Consider the following 20,275-nt stretch of genomic DNA (forward strand, 5'->3'; position numbering starts at 1 on the left):
AAATAAAGGGTTTCAGAGATTTTTTCTTTGAAACCCTTTATTCATGAAATGACTACATCTGACTACATTGATACAGCGTTCAATTAATTTTGCGACCAAATTCAATATAATCTGCGACCTGTTCAGTGAAACTTGCGACCATCTTAACAGCAGAATCAGCCGAAAAGTTCAGCCGATTCTGCGACCTTTTGAACTATCTATTCCCAGCACAGCACAGCGAGATACTGCTCAGCGTTTTCAACATCAGCAAGAAAACGCTCTTTGTCTTCTTCAGAGTATGCGCAACGCTCGTTACTCTCAGCAATAACTGTTTCTGCTTTAATGACTTGATTTATCCACAGCACTTCTGCTGCCATGCCATAACCTGTGTTAATAATATTAATCGATTTTTGAATCCTGTTTTCTGTCAAACTCATAACTACCTCCTTATACTCGATAAGAACCGGATATTCTTAATTCACCAGCCCCCGACATTAAAACTTCATCCCAATTACCTCCAGATTGCTCAGTATAGACTACGATGACTGGAAGAGTTGCTCCGACAGCACCTTTGACTGTCCCCGCGAAAGCGATATTCTGCGCCAAAAAATTGCATGGTACTGATACTATATTGTTTGGGGTGAACGGTAGTCCGCTCACTCTGATAGTTCCAGTTCCAGTGTGCGCAGACCAGACTATGTGCAACTGAAAATGCACTCTATTTCCTATTCTCTGATAAAAGCCTGACTGCGCTGAATATGTGCCTGAACCGGACGAGTTTGAACCGTAGATTCCGGGCGTAAAACTGCCTTCCTCATACCAATCGAGTATATTTGCTGCCACATCATTTGTGTTTTGAAAGCTGATTTTCTTGTTAGCTAGAACGTCTACAGTGTCATTATATACAATTTGCCTGTAAGAAATTGTATATAATGAAAAATCAGCAGGTACTTCTGTTATGTTTTCAAAAAAGCATCTTGCTCTCCAAGATATATAACTGATTGACATATTAAAGTTTCTATATGTACTATTTTGATTCACACCGATTATAATTTCTCTTGTACTGTGCTTGTAATAAAAGACGACAGGCAAATTCAAATCACTTGATTCACATATGCCAATTTGACCAACTCCGTCTGAACCAGTATAGAATGTAATTTTTACCTCAAAAGGCACATACTGCGAACCCGAATATCTTGTCCCGGAGAGTTTGAAAATTGTATTTGATGCTACACTATACTGTGCTTTGAAACCGAAGAAACCACTTGCCGCCCCTGAACGAGCTACAGATGAAACAGCGCAAGCGAGATTCTCAGATGTGCTGTTTACAATGTGCGTGGCACCCTGCGTGAGAACATCACCCTCTGCTGTGCCGATTGCCTTCCCCTGCAATTTCGCAGAGTCCGCCGCCTGTTCGGTTTTATCCAGCTTATTATCAAACAGAAAGTCGAACCCTTCGGACATTTCGCTCTGCAATGTCTCTGCGTTGTTAAACGCCTCATCCGCCGTCTGCTTGAGGTTGCCTATAGTTTCGTCATGCTCTTCTGCCGTGAGCTTCCGTCCTTTCTCGCTTACTAAATTAACTGTCGTGTTTCTTGCCATTTTACTCTCCTGCTGCCATCCAGTTCACTGTTCCCTCTGCGAGGATAGTTGAACCTGTAATGTCGTAAGTTGCTGTTTCAAATACTATTTCGTTATATGGAGTTGTTGATGATGTAACTGCCTTCCGTGCATAGACACGGGCTTTAACCCTTTGTATTGTCATGTTTGGCAGACTGCCCGAAGGGGTGAAAACAACCGTATTGCTCCACGATGTGCTGGTGGATGTTATGACTGTGCCGCTGGGCGCAGGGCTTGAGGATGAGCGGTTTATAACCTTATTTGCCACTCCGCATGAAACATAGCCATAGCCCATGTAAGTAATCTCCCAGTTGACTTCATAAACTGAGTAGCCGGAGGGAATACTGAGTGCGGGCAGAATCATCTGTTTTGATGTGAGCGATGTAAGCAGAACAACCGGATGCGGGTCTTTATCAAAATAGTCGCTTAATGCGTTCCAATATTCATACTGCGCCCCGCCTGTTGAAAACGTGCCTATATCAAGGGTGCTTGCTCTTGCCCGTATAGTAATACTATGAGTGCCTTGAGGAATATCGACTTCCATATAATCACTGACATAGTCAACTGTTGCCCCGATTTCTGTATCTTTAGTGTCGCTTGCTCCGCCTGAGTACATAACCTGCCAGAAAACAAGCCTATACCTGTAAACTCCGTTTTGCCCGGTTGATAAAACAGATTTCATGCGGACATTAACCCTGATTCTGACTGTGTTTTCGGGAGAACTCACAGGTGTTGTTGAGAAATACGTGCTGTTTGCCGTATTAGACGCAGTCAGATTGTAAACCTCTGTCAGCGAACTGGCGGACAATACAAGCTGTGCGAGGGGTTTAAAGCTCCAGCGTCCGTTTGCCACCTGCATATTAGTAACAGACAGAAGGAAGGACTGGCTCTGCGCCGAATGTGCGCCGGAATAAGACTGCAAATTTGCAGGAGAAAGAAGCACCTTAGGCTGACTGCGGAATATACCCGGAATATTAACCGTGGTGTTGTTTACCGCTGTTCCTGTCTCCACCCTGCGGAGTGATTTGTATAAAACATGCTGAGAGTTGATAGAATCCCAGTAGTAAAACTCAACCTCGCCGTTTTTGAGACTGGCGTAGTTCTGCCCTGCCGTGCCGCCGTCAGGTGCGATTATTATTGAGCCTGTGCCGCTCCCTGCGGAGTCTATGATAACATTTTGATTGCCGACAATGATTTTACCGCCGTCATCCAGCGTAATCTGAGTAGTCGCTTTAATGTGCTGCCCTTCGACAGCTCCGGCTTTGAGATGCGGTGTATTTATAGAGCCGTCAGCGATAGAAATATTCCCGCCCGCTTCAAGCTCGGAGACCTTGATTTTCTCGGCGGTTACTGCTTCTGCGCTGAGTTTATCCGTTGTGACGGAACTTGCCGCAAGCTTGCCAGTGGTGACACTTCCGTCTATGATAACGTCCATATTCAGCCCGACTTGCCCGCCTGACATATTAAACAGCGCAAAGAAATTATTAATGTCGTCAGGGTTTACAAACTCAATCTGGTCAGCCATGAAGCGCATTTTTGTTATGCGGGTTTCGGGGTCTGCGCCCATCTGAAAGCCGCCTATTATCTCCCCTGCTTCCGTATCAACAATAACCGCCGTGTAACGGATGTTTGTCTGCTCGGTGAGTGTTGACAAACCTTCCGCAGTGTTCGCCACAAGCTGTGTGATACCCTCCGCTGTGAGAGTAAGCTCCGTAATTTTGGCGTTGTTCCCTGCAATCTGCTGTGCCTGAAGCTTAATACGTGGGTCAATAGGCTCAACATCCCTTACAGAGTCTTCATAGACATCTTCATACACATCATTTTCATAGGCGAATATGCCCGCTATGGCTTTTTCGATGTAAGGCAGGCTGCCTATCTGCTCAAAGCCTTCTCTTATATCGTTAGTAAACTGCCCCGGTGTGAGCCCGCCAGTGAGTATTTCAAGGAGCTTGGCGGGGTCTGCGTCTGTTTCGCCCCTGACGCTTCCGAACCAGTCGGAATACAACCCGAATGTACTTTTAACCCTTGCCCAGTAGTAATAGGCATCCACTGTGTCAAGGTCTGTATGCTGAAAATAGCCTCCGTACACTGTGGCGAGATGAAATGCTGTCATGAGGTCGTCTGTCCGGCTTGCCCACAGTTCCACGCCGTCAAAGAAATCACCTTTGGCGTATGCCAGCTCAAGCCCTATGCCGTAAGTTTTCGGAACAGTTATAATGCCTGTGACTGCTGCCGGACGAAGGATATTCACCGTAATGCTCACCCCGTCAGACTCCCGTCCGTAGCGGTTCGCCACAGTTACCTTGAAAACGAAAGAGCCCGCCTCCGTAACAGAATAAACTACCCTGTTTGCAGTTATGCGCCCAAGCCATTTTTCAGAGCCGAGATAAACATTATAATGCGAGAAGTCCGCAGTTCCTGACGGCTGCCAAGTGAGAACAGCCCCCTCACGGGTGAGAACATAATCAAGCCCTGCCACATCCTGCGGAATGCCGGGCAAGCCGGAGACTGTGACGCTTATCGTTTCCGCACCGCTTTCCGCTCCGGCGTAGGAAACAGCCCAAACGCTTATATCCGCACTGCCCGGCACAACACGGAACGAAGCTGATAAACCGCTCACAGTTAAACCCTGTTCCACACCTCCGTTAATTACAGATACCTTGTAGCTGGCTGCCCCTGCGGAGACTGACCATGACACGGCAAGCACAGTAAGATAAGAACCGTCCGCAAGGGTCTGCACAGTTTCAGAGGTGCTGATTCCTGCGGGTTTCGCAGGCGGTTTCAGGCTGTTGTCCCGAATGGTGTAGTCACCGCCTTCAAAGTTGCCCTCTATATTGTCATAAAGGCTTTCAGGGTCTGGCGTGAGAGTAAGGCGAACTGTGGCACTTGTGGGGTAAGAGATACTTTTAACCAGCCACCGCCCGCCGCTAAGCCCAAGCTCGGAGTAACTAACCTCAGCAACATCATACAAATCAAGCTGTAAGCCGGACTGCAAAATCTCAAGTTCCAGCGTGTCGTTGTGGTTTGCCTGATCCATCATCCGGCGGGCAAAGGTGAGCGGAAGGGAAATATCCTCTATATAATCAAACTCCAGCGTCTGCTCCCCTTCGGCGTAGTCAAGCTCGCTGTCAAGGGTATACTGGTTTGTGTTCCAGTCCGGCAGGCTGTGGGTTTTCATGTGCATAAGCCCGATTGTTTCGGAAAGAAGCCCCTTCCGGAAGATTCCCGAAACTATAACCTCATCATCAATAACCGCAGATACCGGACGCAGGCGGCGTATCGCTATGTTAATAAGCCCTTCGGAAAGATAAAGCACTGCATTTGCGTGCTGTTTCAGTTTTGACAGGTTTTCGGCTGTGTTTTCAGAGTTCAGGACAATACCGAAATCACAGGTATTTATAAGTCCGTAGTTTACTGCGTATTCCGCTTCGGTGATGAAAGAGGCTGTGTTCAGCATAAGCGGGTCAATGCCTATGCCGTACTTGGTGTTTGTCAAGTAGTCGTATATGAAGTTGACGGGGTTATAGCTCGCCTTCATTGTTCCGGTAACAAGGTCATAAATAACAGAGCCGTCCACAACACAGGCTACATCTATCTCCCTTGAGCCGTACTCCTCAAACAGACTAGCCGGAAATTCCGCCAGCAGTGAATTTATGTGCGGGTAATGAAGCTCCGCATCATCAGGAATAACAAGATTGACCGCTCCCTGATGAGAAACTGTATAAACGCCTTCATACTCTGCGCCGCTGGCATAAAGAGTTATACTGCTTACCGTGTTTTCACAAACGCCGTAAGCAAAGTATGAGCGGTTCTCAGCGTCATAACGGTAAACGGGAAAAGGCTTGATGACCGCCTTACCGTAGACAACGGGAATAATCATTTTATCTCTCCCGCAGCCATAGTTCCGCTTACCTTTGATGCGGTTATGCCGCCTCTGAAATTTGCCGTGTTTCCTTTCGCTGCGCAGCCTGTGTATGTGTGATTACAGAAGTTATCCGTGCCTGAATAAGCGCAGACTCCGTCACGGAACTTGTTTATACAGCTTGCGGAGAAATGGTTCAGGGTGCGCTTCATGGTCTTAAACAAGGGCGAAACGCAGGTGAGTGTTATCTGCGAGCCTTCAATCTCAAAGTTTTCCAGATAGCCGGAAAACAGGCATAAAGTGTCTATAACCGCCGTCTTTTCATCCAGTGCGGCAAATACAAGGCGCAGTGATGAATTACGCTCATCATTGTTCAGGTATATGCCTGTCTGCTCCTGATTAGTGTTGTCAAGGCTCAGGCTGATGCGGTCAATCTCCGTTCCGGAATCAAGGCTGAAATCCTCCACAGTGAAGGCGAAAGGAGAGTAAGCAACACCGCTGTTTATTATTTCAATATCATAGTCAGTTACACGCCAAACATGCCCTGTGCTGCGGTATTTTATTTCAAGGAGAAGGCAGTCGGAAGCGGCTTCGGCTTTCAGACTGTTCAGGAAGTGAGTGGTTAAAAATTTCATACCGTCACCAACCTTAGAGAACCGCTGAAAGAGAGAGGCAAGACACTGCCTGAGTATTCCCCTTCAAAGCGGCAGTTAAGCGTAAGAAAGCCTGTGAAATCCGCCGTGATAAGCGCACCGAGAGCGGGAGCAGCTTCAAAAACTATACGGTCTCTGCCGTCTGTTCCTGCGCTCTCTTGAAGAGTTACTGGCGTTTCCACGCCGTTCACGTACACTTTAAGGTTTTCGGCACTCACACAGGGCAGGTCAAAAACTGTTCCTGTCCCCGTCTGCTTCGCCACAAACTCCGCCGCATATGAACCAATGCGGGGAAAGCGGAAAAGAAAGCCCGCAAACCCGCCCTTTGCCCTGTGGTAAAAGCTTTCTATGGCGGTGAGGTCTTTTGAAGCGTATTGCAGGTCAAACGCCCGCTTGGGGCGATATTGCTTTAACCTGCGCTGTTCCGCATTTGTGCCTGTGGAGGTTATAAGCACATCATAACTGGTGGTGTAAGCTACTGCCGAAACAGGAGCGGGAACTAAAGGATAAATCATGCCTTCACCCTTGCTACTGCATCGGCAAAGTCTCCGCCATATTTCAGCTTTTCCAGAAGAAGCTTTATTATTGCCTGCGGATTTGCACGGACATACTGTTCAAAGCTTTTGGAGTCAAGGGCAGTGATATGAAAGTGTATATCGCCGCCGGAAGTCTTTGGACTGTCTGCACTGCGTAAATCTACAGGTATTTTATTACCGTCCGGCAGGGGAACAACCGCCTCGTTGTATCTGCCTTCACCTATTAAGCCCAGCGTGGGGCGGGTGACTATTCCGCCACTGGCAAACGCACGAAAACCGCCGGAGATAACCCCGCCGTTAGCAAAGCCGAAGGTTGTTGTGCTTCCGTTATCGCCTGATACGGAAGAATTTGAGATACCGTTCACCCTGTCGGTGAGGTCTATCATTTCAAGCCATTTCTTTTTTACCTTTTCGTAGTTGTCTGCGGCATTTTTCGCCATTTCGTCATGCGCTTTTTTGCTGGCTTCCTGCATGGCTTCAAGAATTTTCTGGGAAAACTCGCTCACGGAGTCCATCGCCTCACTGACTTCAACAATTCTCTGCAAGGCGGCATCCACAGCCTCGTTAGCGGCTGTTGCAAGGTTGGCAAACATTTCCGAGGTTTGTTTATACTGTGCGCTTGCGTTTTCTGCCCCCTCTTTGGCAGATTTAAAAAAGTCACCCACAGAGTCAAGCCCGATAGAGTCAGCACCTTTACCAAGCCAGCCGAAAACCTTACCCAAGCCGTCAGCAACCTTTGCGGAAAGGTCATAAATTTTCTGAAACCCTGTTGAAATAACCTCAACAAGTTTTGCGCCTATAGCATAAGCGGCATCAAGCCCCGCCTTAAAAGCCAGAACACCCTTAGCAGCCACTTCTATAACCTGCACAGCAATCTGAAAACCTTCGTTAATTTTGGCGGCTATTTCGTCCGTTGTGCCGTCATTTGCCCATTCATCAAGCTTTTTCCGTACCTCCTCAAGTGCAGCTTTCACACCGTCAAAAGCTCCGCCTTCGGCTATTTTCAGCATAAACTCCGACCACTTGTCTTGTATGTTGGAAACAATGCCGTTCATGGTTAGTGACTGCTCCTGCATTCCCCCTTTAAAGCGGCTGAAAATCTCCTGCAAGGCGGTATTTATGTCTTCGGATGTTTTGCTGACTGTTTTGGTAAGCTGCTCTCCGTTCTGTGTCCATGCAAAGGTTACGTTCTCTCCTTCCTGACTGGCTCTTACGCCAAACTCTTTAAGGCGTTCAAACTCACCTGTTATGGCATCCGCCACCATCTCAACAGCCTGATTAAGCGGCTTTCCCATTGCTCCGGCAGTGTCGCCTATCCACTGCATATTTTTAGCGGCATCAATACCGTAGGCAGACAGCTTGATAAATGCGTCATTAACCTCTTTAAGCTCATATGGGGTCTGTACGGCAAAGTCTTTTATCCAGCTCATAGCCTCCTCTGCCGCCTTTGCAGAACCAAGAACAGTTTTCATAGAAACGCCCATCTGCTCAAAGCCTGCCCCTGTTTTGATAACAGAGCCTGCTAAAGCACCGCCGCCAACCGCAGCAACAGCAGTTTTCAATGAAAACATCATATCCGTTACACGGTTAAGGCTTGACCGCACAGAGTTAAAAGCCCCTGCGGTAAGGTCTTTCGCTGTTATAACTATGCCTACGTTAGTGTTTGCCATTGTTGAAAACTTCCTCTTCTATCGCTTTTATATAACGCCATATGGCTGGGGTTACTTCCATGCAGTAAACATCCGCCACCTGAAACAATGCTCCGTAATCAAGCCCCAGAATTTGCTTACCAACAGTTTTTACCTGCGCATGAACATCCGCAAAAAGCGTGAGCGCATCCGCCGCCGCTGTGTCCAGTTCCCAAGTTATGTTCAACTCGCAGCCCTCACATTTCAGGTTGCCCAGCTTGCGGCACTCGGCGCAGTAAGCCCCGTACCTCATGCCGTGCCGGACAACCTCTGTCAGTTTTTTTCCTGTTCATCCGTGCCGAAGGTGAGAGCTACCACCTTTTTAAAAAGCTTCAGACACTCGCTGTAGTCCATCTCATCCAGCTCGTCCTGCTTATCCGCAAAAGCCATGTCAAGCACTGTGTCTACCAGTTCCTGAGCGTCTGTGTTCCCTGCCTGTGCGAGGTTTATCCCCTGCGCCTTGAGTGCCTTTATTTCCTTTCTTTTCAATGCCCTTGCTTTAAGTGCCATGCCTTCCTCCTAGTAGCTTTCGACTTCGTTCACCAGCGTAGCAACAACACTGCTGCCCTCGGCGGATGCTTCGTAATGCGCCTTCCAGTTAAAAGTAGCCATAATTCCGCCCGGCCCCGAAACTTCGGGGTCTTTCTGCTCAAGGCGCACTTCGGGGAAAAGCAGTTCAAAAGCCCCCTTAACCCCTGCGTCAAAACTAAGCTTGAGGCTTGTTGTTGCGGAGTTCACCGCCTTTTCCAGAAGGGAAACATCCCTGAAAAATGTGCTGATGCTTCCGCTCACGCTTAACAAGCCTTCGGGCAGTTCCGTGCGGAAGCCATCTCCGCCTATGGCGTATTTGTCGTTCTCAAGGTTAGGGTTTATGTTCACCGAAAAGCTGGAAACATTGCCGATAAGCACCCCGCCTTCGTGTATGCTCGCTTTGAAGTTCTGCAAACGGACAAAGGGCAGGTTCACAGGCGCATCGTCATAGCTTTCTGTGTTCAGAGTGCGCTTGCCGCCCATGATACTTACTGATGCGGTCAGTTCTCCGCTGCCGCCCACTGTCATTTCAAAGCCGGAAACCTTGCAGCCGTTGTAAAGAAAATAAGCCCCGATGTCCGTAAGCCCTTTTTCGATAACCATGCTGGGCGGCTCGGCAGATGTTTTAAACACATGGCGGTAAAGGCTGCCATCCGCCGCTGTCTCCGGTGCGCCGAAAAGCCCCTTCATCACAAGCCCCATGCTGATAAGCTCCGCAGGAAGAGTAAGCGAACCGCTTACATCAATATTGCCCAGTATCGGCTCAACGCTGTCTCGCCTGCCTGTTATTGTGGCGGGTTCTTCGGCTTCCTGACTTGCGGATAAGCTCTCGGAGTTAAATTTAATAACCCTGCCGCTTTTCACGGCAGGGCTTACCCCGTAAGAGTCCTCAAAGTCCAGAAGCAGCCTAGCCCGCATTCCCTTTGCCTGACTCATGCTGAAAGCTCCTTACTTCGTCACGGGGGTTTTGGTAAATGTGCGCAGAAGCATGTTTGCTGCGGAGATAACAGTCACAACCCCGCCCGTTCCGTAATCGGTAACTACGGAGAGTGCCGCATCCGTAACAGCAGCACCGAGGTTCACCCACATTGTTTTACTCTGATACCATTTCTTTTTTTCCACGATTAAACCTCCTTGGAATCGTAGTCCTTCCCTGTTCGCATCTTAACTACCGCCTTAAAAACTACCTCCTGTGTTTTTCCAGCAAGCTCTGTGCAGAAACCGCCGAAATCTAAACGGCGGTTTTCAAGGCACACGCTCGCGGCGGGTTAAACCCGCCTTCGCTGCGCACGGCGGCTGTCCGTCCATGGACAGCTTATTCCGTGTCATAGTCCTTCCCTGTTCGCATCATTTCTGCGAGGCGTACAGCACGCCCGCCGACCTGACGAGACCACTTAGAATCAAGCATTTCGGCGGCGGCTTTTTCATAGTCGTCTGCCACAAGTGCCTGAATCATCTTCTTAAACCCAAGCAGACGGGGAACACCCATAAACCCCATGTCTATAAGCACCCGCCTGCGTATTTCATCCTGCTTCGTAAACCAAGCAAAACGGCTCAGTTCCTTTTCAACCGCTTCAATGTCATTTTTCAGCAGAAACATAGCCTCTGTCGCTGTTATGCCTCGTTCCTCAATGTTTCTGCCCACGCCTATGGTCAGTTTGTTTTCTGTACAGCGATAAGGCTTTAATCTAAGCCCTTCGTGCAGAATAAGTTGGTCGATTAAACTAGGCATAAAAACTACCTCCTGTGTTTTTGCCAGCAAGCTCTGTGCAGAAACCGCCGAAATCTAAACGGCGGTTTTCTGCCACACGCTCACGGCAGGTAAAACCTGCCTTCGCTACGCACGGCGAGTTCCCTTCTGTGGGAACTTTGTTATTATTCGCCATTTCCTCACCTCACATTTGCCTTAAAACCCAGCCAGATAAGACCGAGAACAGCGGCAACAGTGGTAGCGACCACCACATTGATGACAGACTTTTTCACATTCCTTACTCCGTCCATAAGTCCGGCTATGAAGGCATGGTGTTCGTTGTGGTTTTCTATGTGCCTCTCGCCCAACCCGCAGGGGCAGTTGCGCTTTTCCATCAGCTTCTGCGCCACTCTTTCGGCTATCTCACTGGCTAATTTATCTTTTTCAAATTCGCTCATTCCCGCCTCTTTTTTTTACCGCCTTAAAAACTACCTCCTGTGTTTTTAAGGCACACGCTCGCACCGCAATAAATGCGGTTACGCTTCGCACGGCGGCTGTCCGTCCGTGGACAGCTTTACTCCCGCACCATAACCTGAATCCTGAATGTAAATGTTCCGTCCTCACGGAAGTCCACAAGCTCGCCGCCTGTCAGCTCTATGTCTGCCAAGCCCTCGGAAGCTTCTGCGAGTGCTGTTTCTATGTTGTCTGCTTCTTCTGCGTAGCCCAAAATTCCGTTGAAGCTTACCCCGTTTATGTAAAGCCCGAACCGCCGCTCAAACACTCCGTTAGTCCGGCTGAATCCTTCATAAACGAGGAAAAATCCAATCTCCTCCGGCAGGTTGTCCGTCTTTGTCACCGTAACGGGAAGCAGAGCCTCAATGCGCTCCGCACACTCTTTCACAGCCATGAGTTGCCCCCGTTTTTAACAACTGCGCCGCCTGTCACCGTCTCTGTCTCTGAAACAGCCAGCGGGGAGGCTTTCACCTCCCGCATGGCTTCTTTCATGGTAAATTCGTCCGCATCCGAAATGCCGATTTTCAGGTTCACTTTCAGCCTGTAAATGCCTATGTCCAGCTTTGCCCACTGCGGCACAGTGCGGTTCAGGCAGATTTCCTCTGTCTCTGCGGCGGCAATGGCGATAACCTCATCCGTGATAACACTCGTGTTTGTCAGGTTGCGCATTGCCCTTTCTTTCAGTGCGGTTTCAAACATGCTTACTTCCTTAAAAAATCTTTAACGCTGCGGTGCTTTCCTGAGGGTTTCGCAGGGGCTTTTGCCTCCGGTTCTTCCTCTTCTTCTGCGGGGGCTGCGGTGTTTTGCTCTTTCTCCGCTGACTCTTCGCCCGCTTCGGCTTCCGGCTCTTCCTGTGCAGTTTCCGTTTCCTGCTCTGCGGCGGTTTCCGCCTGTTCGGCGGGGGTTTCTTCTGAGGCAGTTTTCTTTTTAGCCATCTACACACCGCCTTCTGAGAAGAAAGCAAGCTGCCACAGTGAGTAGCCTGCGTTCATGAAGCTTTCCGCACCGTAAAGCACACGCCCTTTCATAAACTTCTCGCCGCTGTCCTCAGCAAAAACGCCGTCTTTGGCAAGCTGGAGAATAAACGGGCAGATAGCCTTTGAAGTGTCCAGAAGCGTCCACTTCTTGCCCTCCAGCGCAGGGTTAATTATGTAGCTGTAGCGTTTGTAGGTGGGGTTTTTGCCGTCATCCGCAAGGTCAATGCAGTTGATGGCGTTGCCGAGCTGTCCGGGGCCGACCATAAGCATGTTCGGCATAACCTTCATGTAGCCGCCGCTGTCGGTTTTTATGGAGCGCATAAAAGCCTCAGTAGCCAGAAGGTTACCGGGCGTTAGGGTAAGGTCGGCTATGTTGGCGTATGTGTCAGAGCCCACTGTGTGATCCTCAGCAAAAAACGCCTTGCCGTCATAACACAGGTTTGTGCCGCCATTTGTCACAAGGTCAGAGAGCAGTTCATCGGGGTACTGTTTGGCTTCCTGCGCCATTTGTTTAATCGCAGGGGCAAATATTCCCGCATTGTCGTACTCTATGTACTCCGTAGGTACACCCACAGTTGCCTCAAACTTCTTGTTGGCAAGGGTGTATTTGTAGTCCTTCAGTTCCTTCACGGTTCTGTCGCCCACCCACTCCGTCATGCGGGGTATCTCACCGAGCCAAGGGTAAGTCTCCTGAAGGTTGTTGCTGGGAACCACAGTGGCTATCTTTTCCGCAAGGCGGGCTGTTTCGTTAAATGTTTTGCCGAACAGTGCCTTAAAGCCTGTGGAAATTGTGCGCAGGTTTTCCTGATTAAGCGCCATTGATTACTCCTCCCCGCCGTATTTCTGCACATCTTCCTTCGTAAGTCCGATGGATGAGCAGAAATCCAGCGTTTTTGCGTCAACATCTTTCCCGCCTGAGTTCACATCCGTTTTCTGCTCAAGGTGCTTGAGGTTCACGGCGTTGGTCTCAAGGTATTTGTCAAGCTGCTCATCGGTAAGCAGGGCAGCGAAGTCCTTCTGGTTCGGCAGAAGTCTGCCCTCTTTCACTGCCGCTTCCAGCTTGGCTTCACGCAGTTTTTTGTTAGCTTCCGTAAGGCTCTGCTGTGCTGTTTCCAGCTCCTTTTTCAGTGAGCCGTTCTCTTCTGTGGTGGTGTCTTCTTTCTTTTCTCCGCCCACGTTTCCCTCCTTTTCTCTGCTGTTGAGTGCGTCTTTACTCAGGTTTGGCGTGTTCACAAGCCCTACGCTGTCCAGCCCCGCCACTATGCGGTTCTGCCCCATGATGTAAGCGGGGCTGAGGTAGCGGTAAGCCTTCTTTTCCACCAGTTCCGCACCCTCCGCAGTGAGCTCAAGGGATGCGTAAATGCCGTCCTCCCTTTCTTCAAAGCTGTTGAAGTCAAACCAGCCCATAGCCCGCCCGTAGCGGTGGTTTTCATCAAGGGGTATATGCAGCCCGTTTTTCTGAATGGAGGCTATGATTGCCTTGCCGTCCAGAACATAGTTTCTGCCGTCCAAACCGGAGAAATTGCCCACAGGGGAAACACGCACTTTTTCCCCCTGTTTAAAGTTCAGCTCAATAGGTCTGATTCTGATTCCCATGCTGTTGCCTCCGTGTAAGTGCATCAAAACATGAATAAAAAGGCGGGTCATTCCAGATACGGGCTATCTGGGTAAACAGCATATTTTTTTTGATTTATTTTGAAAAAACTCCCACGGATGGGAGTTCGCCGTGCGAAGTGAAGACTTGCTCTGCAAGGCGTGAGCGTGTGCCTGAATCAGACAGGACGTACTGATTTAGGCAGGAAATAAGAAAAAAGGAGGGATGAATGGCACGAATGACAAAGCTCCAGAAGGAGCAGCTAAAGAATTTTTACATTGACGGAATGAGCGTAACGGACATATGTGCCTCGCTCAACATCAGCAGAGACACATTCTACTACCACAAAAAAGCAATGGAAAAAGACGGAACGGATATAGAGTCCCTGCGTCTTTCAAACCTTCGCAGTGAGCGAAATCTAGCGGCGAAGGAAACCGAATTTCTTAACACGCTGATTCTCGCTTTTGAAGCAGCCCTGAAGGACATTCAGGAAATGACCGACCCGGTGAAAAAGCTGGACACCCTCACGAAGTACATCAACGCCTACTACAAGCTGAAAGCACCGAAAGAAACCGACAGCAAGCAGGCGGTGATAGACGCAATAACAGGCACAATCTACGAAATAAGCCAGATAGCCATAGAGGAAGAAAACACCCATGTTATCAGCTTTCTCCATGAAAACGGCAACGAGATAATAGAACGCACTCTGGCAAGGAAGCATAAATAATGGGTTTTAAAGATGTTAAGGAGTTAAAACAATACCTCCAGACCCTCCCCAAGCTGGCAGACAAAGGCAGAGCCGGAAGGGTGAAAAAAGCGAAGGCGGACTTCCGCTGTTTTGTGGAAACCTACCTCCCGCACCATGTTTCAGAGGTTGAAACAAGCGAGTTCCGCCAGTTTATCTACAGCGATATAGACACCCTCACCGAAAGGCAGAAAAACCTGCTCTTCTTCGTTTACAGGGGCGGGGCAAAAACAACCCTGCTGGCACGGCTTTTTGTGATGTGGGAAGTGTGCAGAGGCAGAAAGCATTTTCCCGCCATAATCTCCGACACGATAGACGTGGCGCAAAACTCCATAGAGTTTATCCAGACCGAGTTTGAGGACAACGCCTCACTCATTGCAGATTTTGATATTCAGCAGGGGGACACATGGCGGGCAGATGAATTTACGCTGAAATTTCCCGACCGCACGGCAAAGTTCAAGGCATTCGGCAGCGGAAAGAAAATCAGGGGGCAGAACTATCTGGGAAAACGCCCCGACCTCATAATTCTGGATGATATAGAGAACGATGAAAACGTGGAAAGCAAGCTCCAGCGTGACAAACTGGAAAACTGGTTCAAAAAGGCAATAATGAAGCTCCCCGCAAGGGGCAGCCATTACAATATCATAATAATCGGCACTCTGCTGCACTATGACGCTGTGCTGAAAAGGCTGGAAAACCGCCGTGATTTCAAAAGCTTCACCTTTCCTTTGGTGAAGTCCTTTCCGGATGATATGGACGGCTGGCAAAAGCTCTTCCAAAACCCCGACCAAAAACAGGCAGAAGAAATATACCGCAGGAAAAAGGCGCACTATGACAAAGGCTTGGTGCTGGACGACCCCGCCCTAGACCCCTTTGAAATAATGATGGACTACTTTGAGGACATAGACAGCTTTTTCAGCGAGTTTCAGCAGCAGCCCATCAGTGCGGAGGGCGCACCGTTCAGCCAGCATCATTTTTATGAGTCCCTGCCGGACGACCTTGTTTACTGCCTTGCCTGTGACCCTGCACTGGGCAAGAAGAAGGGCGACCTCTTCGGCGTGGCGGTAGTTGGCAAAAGCGCAAAGCAAAAGCGGTTTTTCTGTGTTTATGCAAACGGGTTCAGGCTGAAACCAAAGGAAATGATAAGCCGTATAATCACCCTCTATCTTCGTTATATGCCCAAGTTCCTTGTGATGGAGACAGTGGCCTTTCAGGAGTTTTATAAAGACCACCTGAAAGAGGCGGCAGCGGAGCATGATGTCTACCTGCCCATAGTGGAGGTAAAGCATAAAACAGCAAAGGAAATGCGCATTATGAGCCTTTCGCCTTATGTGAGCGACGGCACACTGAGCTTTAACCGGAACGACACCCTGCTGGCGGAGGAGCTGAAAACTTTTCCCAAGTCTGCCCACGACGACATTCTGGACGCTGTGGAGATGGCTTTCAGGCAGATGAAGAAAAACAGCTTCGACCTAGCCGCCTTCAAAAAAGCCCTTAAAAAGAAAAAACACCTGCTCAAAAGGGAGGAGTTCGCATGAGCAATAAACACCTGACATCAAAAATAAACTACTCGCCTTACATCTATGAGAATTTCAGCGTAATCAGCGTGGACTATGTAAAGCGGATGCTGAATGAAAACGACCTGCAAAAGCTCACCAAGTTTTACAGCCTTATGAAAAAGCGTGAGCTGCACATTTCCGCCGAACTCCGCAAGCGCACCCAGCAGCTTCTCTCCTGCGGCTGGGCTATAGAGGGCGAGGGAAAAGAGGCAGAGTTCATAAAAGCATGGGCAAAAAAGACAAAGCTGAACCACCTTCTGCGAAATATGATGAGCGGCGTTGCCTATGGCTTTTCGGTTTTTGACCTTGTCTGGCAAAGGGATGCGGGAACCTTCACCCCCACGCCTTACTTCATTCCGCAGAAGTATTTTAATGCGGACAACAACGGGCTTTACGTTCAGCTCACAACCGGACAGCAGCTTTACATAACAGACGAGCAAAAGTTCCTTGTCCACCTGCACCCCAACGACACGGGAGACATAACTGACTACGCCCTTATGAAGGAGCTGGTCTGGCTCTTCACGCTGAAAAGCTTCATAATGGCTAACTACGGCAAATACACCGAGAACTTAGGCGTTCCGCCCATAATCATCCAGTCCGACAGCGACAAACTGACCGAGCTTGTGGACGCTGCACTGGAACTCCGCAGCGCAGGCGTGGGCGCATTCCCCCGTGAGTCGGTCATCACCCTGCTGGAGGGCAAGGGCAACCCCACGCTCTTCATGGAGTTTCTGAAATATGCCGACACGCTGTTTTCTGAGGCTATCTTAGGCTCAACCCTCACCAGCCAGATGAACGGTTCAGGCAGCTACGCCGCCGCAAAAACGCACGAAACAGTGCGCTTTGAGTATATGCAGGCGGATGCGCTGCTGGTGGAGGAAACAGTAAACGACCTCTTCAAAACCATTCTGGATATGAACTTCGCAAACGTGCGGGAATACCCTGTGTTCAGCTTTGATGTAAACGAATACCGGGACGAAAAGACCGCAGCCGAAGTGCTGACCAGCCTCTCAAACTTAGGGCTGGAGATACCGGAAAGCCATGTGCGCCGTTTCTTCCGCATTCCCTCACCCACAAAAGGGGAAAAGGTGCTGAAAAGGCAGGAAGGCGGCGGATTAGGGTTCAATTCCCGCTCTTCCGTCATTCTGAACCCGCAGGGTGAAGAATCTCACAAACCCTTGTTCAGTCATTCTGAGGCGCAGCCGAAGAATCTCCAGCCAGAACATAACGCCGCATTGCCCGCTGATAATCTGGATAAAGAGAGCGATAAGCTGGGCACAACGCCCGTTGAGAATAAAATGGTCGCAGGTTTGGCTGATATTCTGAAAAAAGCAACAACCTATGAGGAAGCTATCCACGCTCTGGAAGCGGCATATCCCACTTTCTCCCTTGATGAGCTGGAGCAAAACCTAGCAGACTACATGGCAAACGCCGAGATACTGGGCAGAGCAGAAGTGAAAAAGGAAGGCGGCAAATGATGATTTACAGTCACTGCGAACCCCGCAGGGGTGCGGCAGTCTCAGAGGCATTCCATGTTCAGCTTTAACCTTCCCCCGCAGGACGCACTGACATACCTGAAATCAAAAGGGCTTGAACTCACCTTTGATTATGAAGAAATGATGCACGAACAGCACCATAAAGCGTTTACGGTGGCGAAGATAACCCGCCTCGACCTGCTGAACGATGTTCACCAAAGCCTTATCAACGCTATGGAAGAGGGCAAACCCTTTGAGCAGTGGAAAAGGGAACTCCGCCCAACATTGCAGGAAAAAGGCTGGTACGGCAAAACCGAAGTAACAGACGAAAAAACAGGCGAGGTGAAGGAGATAAACGTAAACCCCTACCGCCTGCGAAACATATACGAAACCAACCTGCGGGTGGCTTACAACGTAGGGCGTTATAAACAGTTTAACGACCTGCCGGACGCTGTTTACTGGCGTTATGTGGCTATCCTTGACCACAAGGTGCGCCCCTCCCACGCCGCCCTGCACGGCATGGTAAGGCACAAAAGCGACCCATTTTGGGTGAAAAACAGCCCGCCAAACGCATGGCGGTGCAGGTGCAAGGTTCAGGCTTTTAACAGGGAGCAGCTTGCCCAAAGAGGCTACAAGGTTACTCCGCCGGAAACGCCCCTGCCGGAGGAGTATAAAGGCGCACACCCCGACTGGGCATATGACGTGCGCATCGGCGCATCGGCAGAGCTGGAGACAACCTATTACCAGAAAGCCAAAAACGCCCTCACAGCGGCGGAAGGCTCCAGCTTGGGGCGTGTGGCTTTTGCAACAGCGTTGAGCGATCTCAGGGCGAATTTTGACGCTAAGGCGTATGAGAAGTTTGTGTCCGCAGTCACGGCGGATGTAACCTCTCCGGTGAATGAGGCTGTGGCGGGGTATATAGATGCCGATGTTTACGGCTTTCTCAGCACAAAGGGCATCACCCCCGCAGAGCCGCACATCTGGCTCACAAAAAAGGGCTTAACCCATATGCTGAGGGAAACCAAAAAAGGCACGGGAAACGCCCTCACACAGGCAGAGATAATGCACTTTCCGCAGGTTCTCACCGCTATGGCGGCTAAGGTGCTGTTTGATAAGGTTAAGGGAAACGTGCTTTACATCTTTGAGAGCGAGCAAGAGGGCAAAAAGAACAAAATAGCAGTGGAAGTAAACTACAGCACGGCAAAGGGAAAAAGAAACATGATACTGACCAGCGGAAAGGTTCAGCCGGAAGACCTGACCGCAGAAAAGATTTATGAAGAGATAAAGTGATGTGTTTCGGGAGGCCTCGAACCTCCAACACGGCGACGGTTAACCCGCCCCCCGCTCTACCCGCTTGAGACTTACGAAAAACACATCACCAACTAAAGCTAATATAACACACCTTCCCCCTTTGTCAAAGGGGGATAGAGGGGGATTTTATGGACATCGACATCAAAATTCAGGACGAAGAGCTGAAACGCAAACTGACAAGCCTGCAGAAAAAGCTGAAAAACCTCCGTCCCATCCTGCTGGAGGTGGGCAACATGGTGCGGAACGATATTGAACAGGCTTTTGAGCGGGAGCAGTCCCCCTTCGGGCAGAGGTGGCAACCCTTAGCCGTGTTCACTGTTCTGGCGGGGGTGCGGGGCAGGCTCACAGGCAAAAAAGGCAGGGAAACCAAACAAACCCACAACTACCTGCAAGGGCGCAAGATACTCACCGCCAGCGGTCAGTTAGGTATGTCCTTCACGGTAAAGGCAGATAGCGATTCGGTAACAGTAGGCACAAACAAAGTCTACGCCCGCATACACCACTTCGGCGGTAAGGCAGGCAGAGGCAGAAGGACGAGCATTCCCGCCCGCCCGTTCCTCCCCGTCAGCAAGTCCGGTCAGCTTGAGCCGAGCTTACAGAAGGGGATAATCAGGTATATTGAACGGAAGTTAGAGGAGTGAAGAAAAGGCGGTCATCGACCGCCTTCGGTACTATCAATTAATTAGGTTGTTCATTAATTCAATATGGTGTTGCATTCCTATCTCTTTTAATTTTGCTAAATTTGTTGCCCCAAGTGCGGCTTTTGCTTCCAACTCTCTGATGCCCGCTGAATAAAAAAATATATTTTTATCCATTAATGCTTTGCTCATTGAGAATCGTACCCTTGTGTTAAAATCTGGGCTTTCAGCAGGAGTTGTTATGTAATGCCTCACAAACACTGAACTATCTCTCACGTATGATAGATGTATCGCAGGGGAAACAAAAGTCATGTTACTTCCACTGGCAGGTTCAAAGTCCATAGACTGGACAGTATAATCCCCGAAACCAACAAAACGTTCTCTGAATATAGAGAATAAGGATGAAAAAAAACTTTCAAATGGATAGTCAGCATTTCTATTCTGAGCAGAGAAAGCATTTTCGATGGCAACACGCTTATAATGAGGGAATTTCTCAAGATAGCTAAAAGAGGCGAGTGCGCTTGGTAAAAATAGATGATAAGTGATATTGTCTCTGTCAATCGTTGTTGGAGACGGGAAATCATGGATGAGCGCAAAGTTATAACCTTGTGACAGCCCATCTATATCAGTTGCATATAACCCATATATGCAAAAATTGTCAAAGTTACTTATCTTTTCTCTAAGTTCTGCTGCCTCATTAGGTCTGCAAATTGTTATAAACCTTTTCTCATTTTCGACTAGAGCTTCGGCTATAGCTATGTAATTCGTATTACTAGCCAGAGATTCTCCAAGACCGAGGTAAGGCGTAATAACTGGGACAACATTCTCAAGTCTTCGGTTTGCAATAGTGTTTACTATAACGTTTTTTTCAACACCTCTTGCCATAAGAAACGGAAAGTACATA

At 49.1% G+C, this 20,275-nt stretch carries 24 protein-coding genes; 5 read left to right on the top strand and 19 right to left on the bottom strand.

Going from position 1 to position 20,275, the window contains the following annotated elements:
* Window positions 1–197: 197 nt before the first annotated feature.
* The 18 genes from OSQ85_RS01705 to OSQ85_RS01790 form a co-directional block, all read right to left on the bottom strand.
* Window positions 198–416 carry a hypothetical protein gene (locus OSQ85_RS01705; protein ID WP_265820918.1) on the bottom strand — a complete coding sequence of 73 codons (219 nt, stop codon included), beginning with the start codon at window positions 414–416 and terminating at the stop codon, window positions 198–200.
* A 10-nt stretch (window positions 417–426) separates the two neighbouring features.
* Window positions 427–1,581 carry a hypothetical protein gene (locus OSQ85_RS01710; protein WP_265820919.1) on the bottom strand — a complete coding sequence of 385 codons (1,155 nt, stop codon included), beginning with the start codon at window positions 1,579–1,581 and terminating at the stop codon, window positions 427–429.
* Window position 1,582: 1 nt separating this feature from the next.
* Complete coding sequence (locus OSQ85_RS01715; RefSeq protein WP_265820920.1) at window positions 1,583–5,479, bottom strand: phage tail tip fiber protein; 3,897 nt, start codon at window positions 5,477–5,479, stop codon at window positions 1,583–1,585.
* Complete coding sequence (locus OSQ85_RS01720) at window positions 5,476–6,096, bottom strand: baseplate hub domain-containing protein (protein ID WP_265820921.1); 621 nt, start codon at window positions 6,094–6,096, stop codon at window positions 5,476–5,478. Before OSQ85_RS01720 ends, OSQ85_RS01715 begins: the two co-directional genes overlap by 4 nt.
* Window positions 6,093–6,629 (bottom strand): DUF2460 domain-containing protein, encoded by a 537-nt coding sequence (locus tag OSQ85_RS01725; RefSeq protein WP_265820923.1) that lies wholly within the window; start codon window positions 6,627–6,629, stop codon window positions 6,093–6,095. The genes OSQ85_RS01720 and OSQ85_RS01725 overlap by 4 nt, the downstream gene beginning before the upstream one ends.
* Entirely contained in the window at window positions 6,626–8,320 is a 1,695-nt protein-coding gene (locus OSQ85_RS01730) for a tape measure protein (RefSeq protein ID WP_265820924.1), read from the bottom strand. The genes OSQ85_RS01725 and OSQ85_RS01730 overlap by 4 nt, the downstream gene beginning before the upstream one ends.
* Window positions 8,307–8,591 carry a hypothetical protein gene (locus tag OSQ85_RS01735; protein ID WP_265820925.1) on the bottom strand — a complete coding sequence of 95 codons (285 nt, stop codon included), beginning with the start codon at window positions 8,589–8,591 and terminating at the stop codon, window positions 8,307–8,309. Before OSQ85_RS01735 ends, OSQ85_RS01730 begins: the two co-directional genes overlap by 14 nt.
* Before the next feature lie 20 nt (window positions 8,592–8,611).
* The gene (locus OSQ85_RS01740) at window positions 8,612–8,848 is read right to left on the bottom strand and encodes a hypothetical protein (protein WP_265820926.1); all 237 of its coding nucleotides are present in this window, start codon (window positions 8,846–8,848) and stop codon (window positions 8,612–8,614) included.
* Between the two features lie 9 nt (window positions 8,849–8,857).
* Complete coding sequence (locus OSQ85_RS01745) at window positions 8,858–9,805, bottom strand: phage tail tube protein (RefSeq protein ID WP_265820927.1); 948 nt, start codon at window positions 9,803–9,805, stop codon at window positions 8,858–8,860.
* 12 nt (window positions 9,806–9,817) lie between these two features.
* Window positions 9,818–9,991 carry a hypothetical protein gene (locus OSQ85_RS01750; RefSeq protein WP_265820928.1) on the bottom strand — a complete coding sequence of 58 codons (174 nt, stop codon included), beginning with the start codon at window positions 9,989–9,991 and terminating at the stop codon, window positions 9,818–9,820.
* A gap of 193 nt (window positions 9,992–10,184) precedes the next feature.
* The gene (locus tag OSQ85_RS01755) at window positions 10,185–10,601 is read right to left on the bottom strand and encodes a glycoside hydrolase family protein (protein WP_265820929.1); all 417 of its coding nucleotides are present in this window, start codon (window positions 10,599–10,601) and stop codon (window positions 10,185–10,187) included.
* On the bottom strand, window positions 10,594–10,755 hold the full coding sequence (locus tag OSQ85_RS01760; protein WP_265820930.1) for a hypothetical protein: 162 nt from the start codon (window positions 10,753–10,755) through the stop codon (window positions 10,594–10,596). Before OSQ85_RS01760 ends, OSQ85_RS01755 begins: the two co-directional genes overlap by 8 nt.
* 4 nt (window positions 10,756–10,759) lie before the next feature.
* Window positions 10,760–11,017, bottom strand: a complete 258-nt coding sequence (locus OSQ85_RS01765) for a hypothetical protein (RefSeq protein ID WP_265820931.1) — start codon at window positions 11,015–11,017, stop codon at window positions 10,760–10,762.
* Between the two features lie 116 nt (window positions 11,018–11,133).
* Window positions 11,134–11,466, bottom strand: coding sequence for a hypothetical protein (locus OSQ85_RS01770; RefSeq protein ID WP_265820932.1), 333 nt, complete (start codon window positions 11,464–11,466; stop codon window positions 11,134–11,136).
* Window positions 11,457–11,771: a hypothetical protein gene (locus OSQ85_RS01775; RefSeq protein WP_265820933.1), complete on the bottom strand. Its 315-nt coding sequence runs from the start codon at window positions 11,769–11,771 to the stop codon at window positions 11,457–11,459. The genes OSQ85_RS01770 and OSQ85_RS01775 overlap by 10 nt, the downstream gene beginning before the upstream one ends.
* 2 nt (window positions 11,772–11,773) lie before the next feature.
* Window positions 11,774–12,007, bottom strand: a complete 234-nt coding sequence (locus tag OSQ85_RS01780) for a hypothetical protein (RefSeq protein ID WP_265820934.1) — start codon at window positions 12,005–12,007, stop codon at window positions 11,774–11,776.
* Window positions 12,008–12,868, bottom strand: a complete 861-nt coding sequence (locus OSQ85_RS01785; RefSeq protein WP_265820935.1) for a Mu-like prophage major head subunit gpT family protein — start codon at window positions 12,866–12,868, stop codon at window positions 12,008–12,010.
* A gap of 3 nt (window positions 12,869–12,871) precedes the next feature.
* Window positions 12,872–13,645 carry a phage protease gene (locus OSQ85_RS01790; protein WP_265820936.1) on the bottom strand — a complete coding sequence of 258 codons (774 nt, stop codon included), beginning with the start codon at window positions 13,643–13,645 and terminating at the stop codon, window positions 12,872–12,874.
* A 227-nt stretch (window positions 13,646–13,872) separates the two neighbouring features.
* Between OSQ85_RS01790 and OSQ85_RS01795 the strand changes: the two genes are divergently transcribed.
* The 5 genes from OSQ85_RS01795 to OSQ85_RS01815 all read left to right on the top strand — a co-directional run bounded on the left by OSQ85_RS01795 (window position 13,873) and on the right by OSQ85_RS01815 (window position 19,374).
* Entirely contained in the window at window positions 13,873–14,370 is a 498-nt protein-coding gene (locus tag OSQ85_RS01795) for a helix-turn-helix domain-containing protein (RefSeq protein WP_265820937.1), read from the top strand.
* The gene (terL, locus tag OSQ85_RS01800; protein ID WP_265820938.1) at window positions 14,370–15,926 is read left to right on the top strand and encodes a phage terminase large subunit; all 1,557 of its coding nucleotides are present in this window, start codon (window positions 14,370–14,372) and stop codon (window positions 15,924–15,926) included. Before OSQ85_RS01795 ends, terL begins: the two co-directional genes overlap by 1 nt.
* A complete protein-coding gene (locus OSQ85_RS01805; RefSeq protein ID WP_265820939.1) occupies window positions 15,923–17,425 on the top strand; it encodes a phage portal protein family protein in 1,503 nt (500 codons plus the stop codon). The genes terL and OSQ85_RS01805 overlap by 4 nt, the downstream gene beginning before the upstream one ends.
* 54 nt (window positions 17,426–17,479) lie before the next feature.
* Window positions 17,480–18,712: a phage head morphogenesis protein gene (locus OSQ85_RS01810; protein ID WP_265820940.1), complete on the top strand. Its 1,233-nt coding sequence runs from the start codon at window positions 17,480–17,482 to the stop codon at window positions 18,710–18,712.
* A 149-nt stretch (window positions 18,713–18,861) separates the two neighbouring features.
* On the top strand, window positions 18,862–19,374 hold the full coding sequence (locus tag OSQ85_RS01815) for a phage virion morphogenesis protein (protein ID WP_265820941.1): 513 nt from the start codon (window positions 18,862–18,864) through the stop codon (window positions 19,372–19,374).
* A 33-nt stretch (window positions 19,375–19,407) separates the two neighbouring features.
* Here the strand turns inward: OSQ85_RS01815 and OSQ85_RS01820 are convergent, their stop codons facing one another.
* Entirely contained in the window at window positions 19,408–20,274 is an 867-nt protein-coding gene (locus tag OSQ85_RS01820) for a sce7725 family protein (protein ID WP_265820942.1), read from the bottom strand.
* Between the last annotated feature and the right edge of the window lies 1 nt (window position 20,275).

It is taken from the genome of Geovibrio ferrireducens, from assembly GCF_026226615.1.
Taxonomy (GTDB): domain Bacteria; phylum Chrysiogenota; class Deferribacteres; order Deferribacterales; family Geovibrionaceae; genus Geovibrio; species Geovibrio ferrireducens.

Excerpts from the sequence above, each read along its gene's own strand:
- OSQ85_RS01705 (WP_265820918.1), bottom strand. The coding sequence starts at position 416 with ATGAGTTTGACAGAAAACAGGATTCAAAAATCGATTAATATTATTAAC.
- OSQ85_RS01710 (WP_265820919.1), bottom strand. The coding sequence starts at position 1,581 with ATGGCAAGAAACACGACAGTTAATTTAGTAAGCGAGAAAGGACGGAAG.
- OSQ85_RS01715 (WP_265820920.1), bottom strand. The coding sequence starts at position 5,479 with ATGATTATTCCCGTTGTCTACGGTAAGGCGGTCATCAAGCCTTTTCCC.
- OSQ85_RS01720 (WP_265820921.1), bottom strand. The coding sequence starts at position 6,096 with ATGAAATTTTTAACCACTCACTTCCTGAACAGTCTGAAAGCCGAAGCC.
- OSQ85_RS01725 (WP_265820923.1), bottom strand. The coding sequence starts at position 6,629 with ATGATTTATCCTTTAGTTCCCGCTCCTGTTTCGGCAGTAGCTTACACC.
- OSQ85_RS01730 (WP_265820924.1), bottom strand. The coding sequence starts at position 8,320 with ATGGCAAACACTAACGTAGGCATAGTTATAACAGCGAAAGACCTTACC.
- OSQ85_RS01735 (WP_265820925.1), bottom strand. The coding sequence starts at position 8,591 with ATGAGGTACGGGGCTTACTGCGCCGAGTGCCGCAAGCTGGGCAACCTG.
- OSQ85_RS01740 (WP_265820926.1), bottom strand. The coding sequence starts at position 8,848 with ATGGCACTTAAAGCAAGGGCATTGAAAAGAAAGGAAATAAAGGCACTC.
- OSQ85_RS01745 (WP_265820927.1), bottom strand. The coding sequence starts at position 9,805 with ATGAGTCAGGCAAAGGGAATGCGGGCTAGGCTGCTTCTGGACTTTGAG.
- OSQ85_RS01755 (WP_265820929.1), bottom strand. The coding sequence starts at position 10,601 with ATGCCTAGTTTAATCGACCAACTTATTCTGCACGAAGGGCTTAGATTA.
- OSQ85_RS01760 (WP_265820930.1), bottom strand. The coding sequence starts at position 10,755 with ATGGCGAATAATAACAAAGTTCCCACAGAAGGGAACTCGCCGTGCGTA.
- OSQ85_RS01765 (WP_265820931.1), bottom strand. The coding sequence starts at position 11,017 with ATGAGCGAATTTGAAAAAGATAAATTAGCCAGTGAGATAGCCGAAAGA.
- OSQ85_RS01770 (WP_265820932.1), bottom strand. The coding sequence starts at position 11,466 with ATGGCTGTGAAAGAGTGTGCGGAGCGCATTGAGGCTCTGCTTCCCGTT.
- OSQ85_RS01775 (WP_265820933.1), bottom strand. The coding sequence starts at position 11,771 with ATGTTTGAAACCGCACTGAAAGAAAGGGCAATGCGCAACCTGACAAAC.
- OSQ85_RS01780 (WP_265820934.1), bottom strand. The coding sequence starts at position 12,007 with ATGGCTAAAAAGAAAACTGCCTCAGAAGAAACCCCCGCCGAACAGGCG.
- OSQ85_RS01785 (WP_265820935.1), bottom strand. The coding sequence starts at position 12,868 with ATGGCGCTTAATCAGGAAAACCTGCGCACAATTTCCACAGGCTTTAAG.
- OSQ85_RS01790 (WP_265820936.1), bottom strand. The coding sequence starts at position 13,645 with ATGGGAATCAGAATCAGACCTATTGAGCTGAACTTTAAACAGGGGGAA.
- OSQ85_RS01795 (WP_265820937.1), top strand. The coding sequence starts at position 13,873 with ATGGCACGAATGACAAAGCTCCAGAAGGAGCAGCTAAAGAATTTTTAC.
- terL (WP_265820938.1), top strand. The coding sequence starts at position 14,370 with ATGGGTTTTAAAGATGTTAAGGAGTTAAAACAATACCTCCAGACCCTC.
- OSQ85_RS01805 (WP_265820939.1), top strand. The coding sequence starts at position 15,923 with ATGAGCAATAAACACCTGACATCAAAAATAAACTACTCGCCTTACATC.
- OSQ85_RS01810 (WP_265820940.1), top strand. The coding sequence starts at position 17,480 with ATGTTCAGCTTTAACCTTCCCCCGCAGGACGCACTGACATACCTGAAA.
- OSQ85_RS01815 (WP_265820941.1), top strand. The coding sequence starts at position 18,862 with ATGGACATCGACATCAAAATTCAGGACGAAGAGCTGAAACGCAAACTG.
- OSQ85_RS01820 (WP_265820942.1), bottom strand. The coding sequence starts at position 20,274 with ATGTACTTTCCGTTTCTTATGGCAAGAGGTGTTGAAAAAAACGTTATA.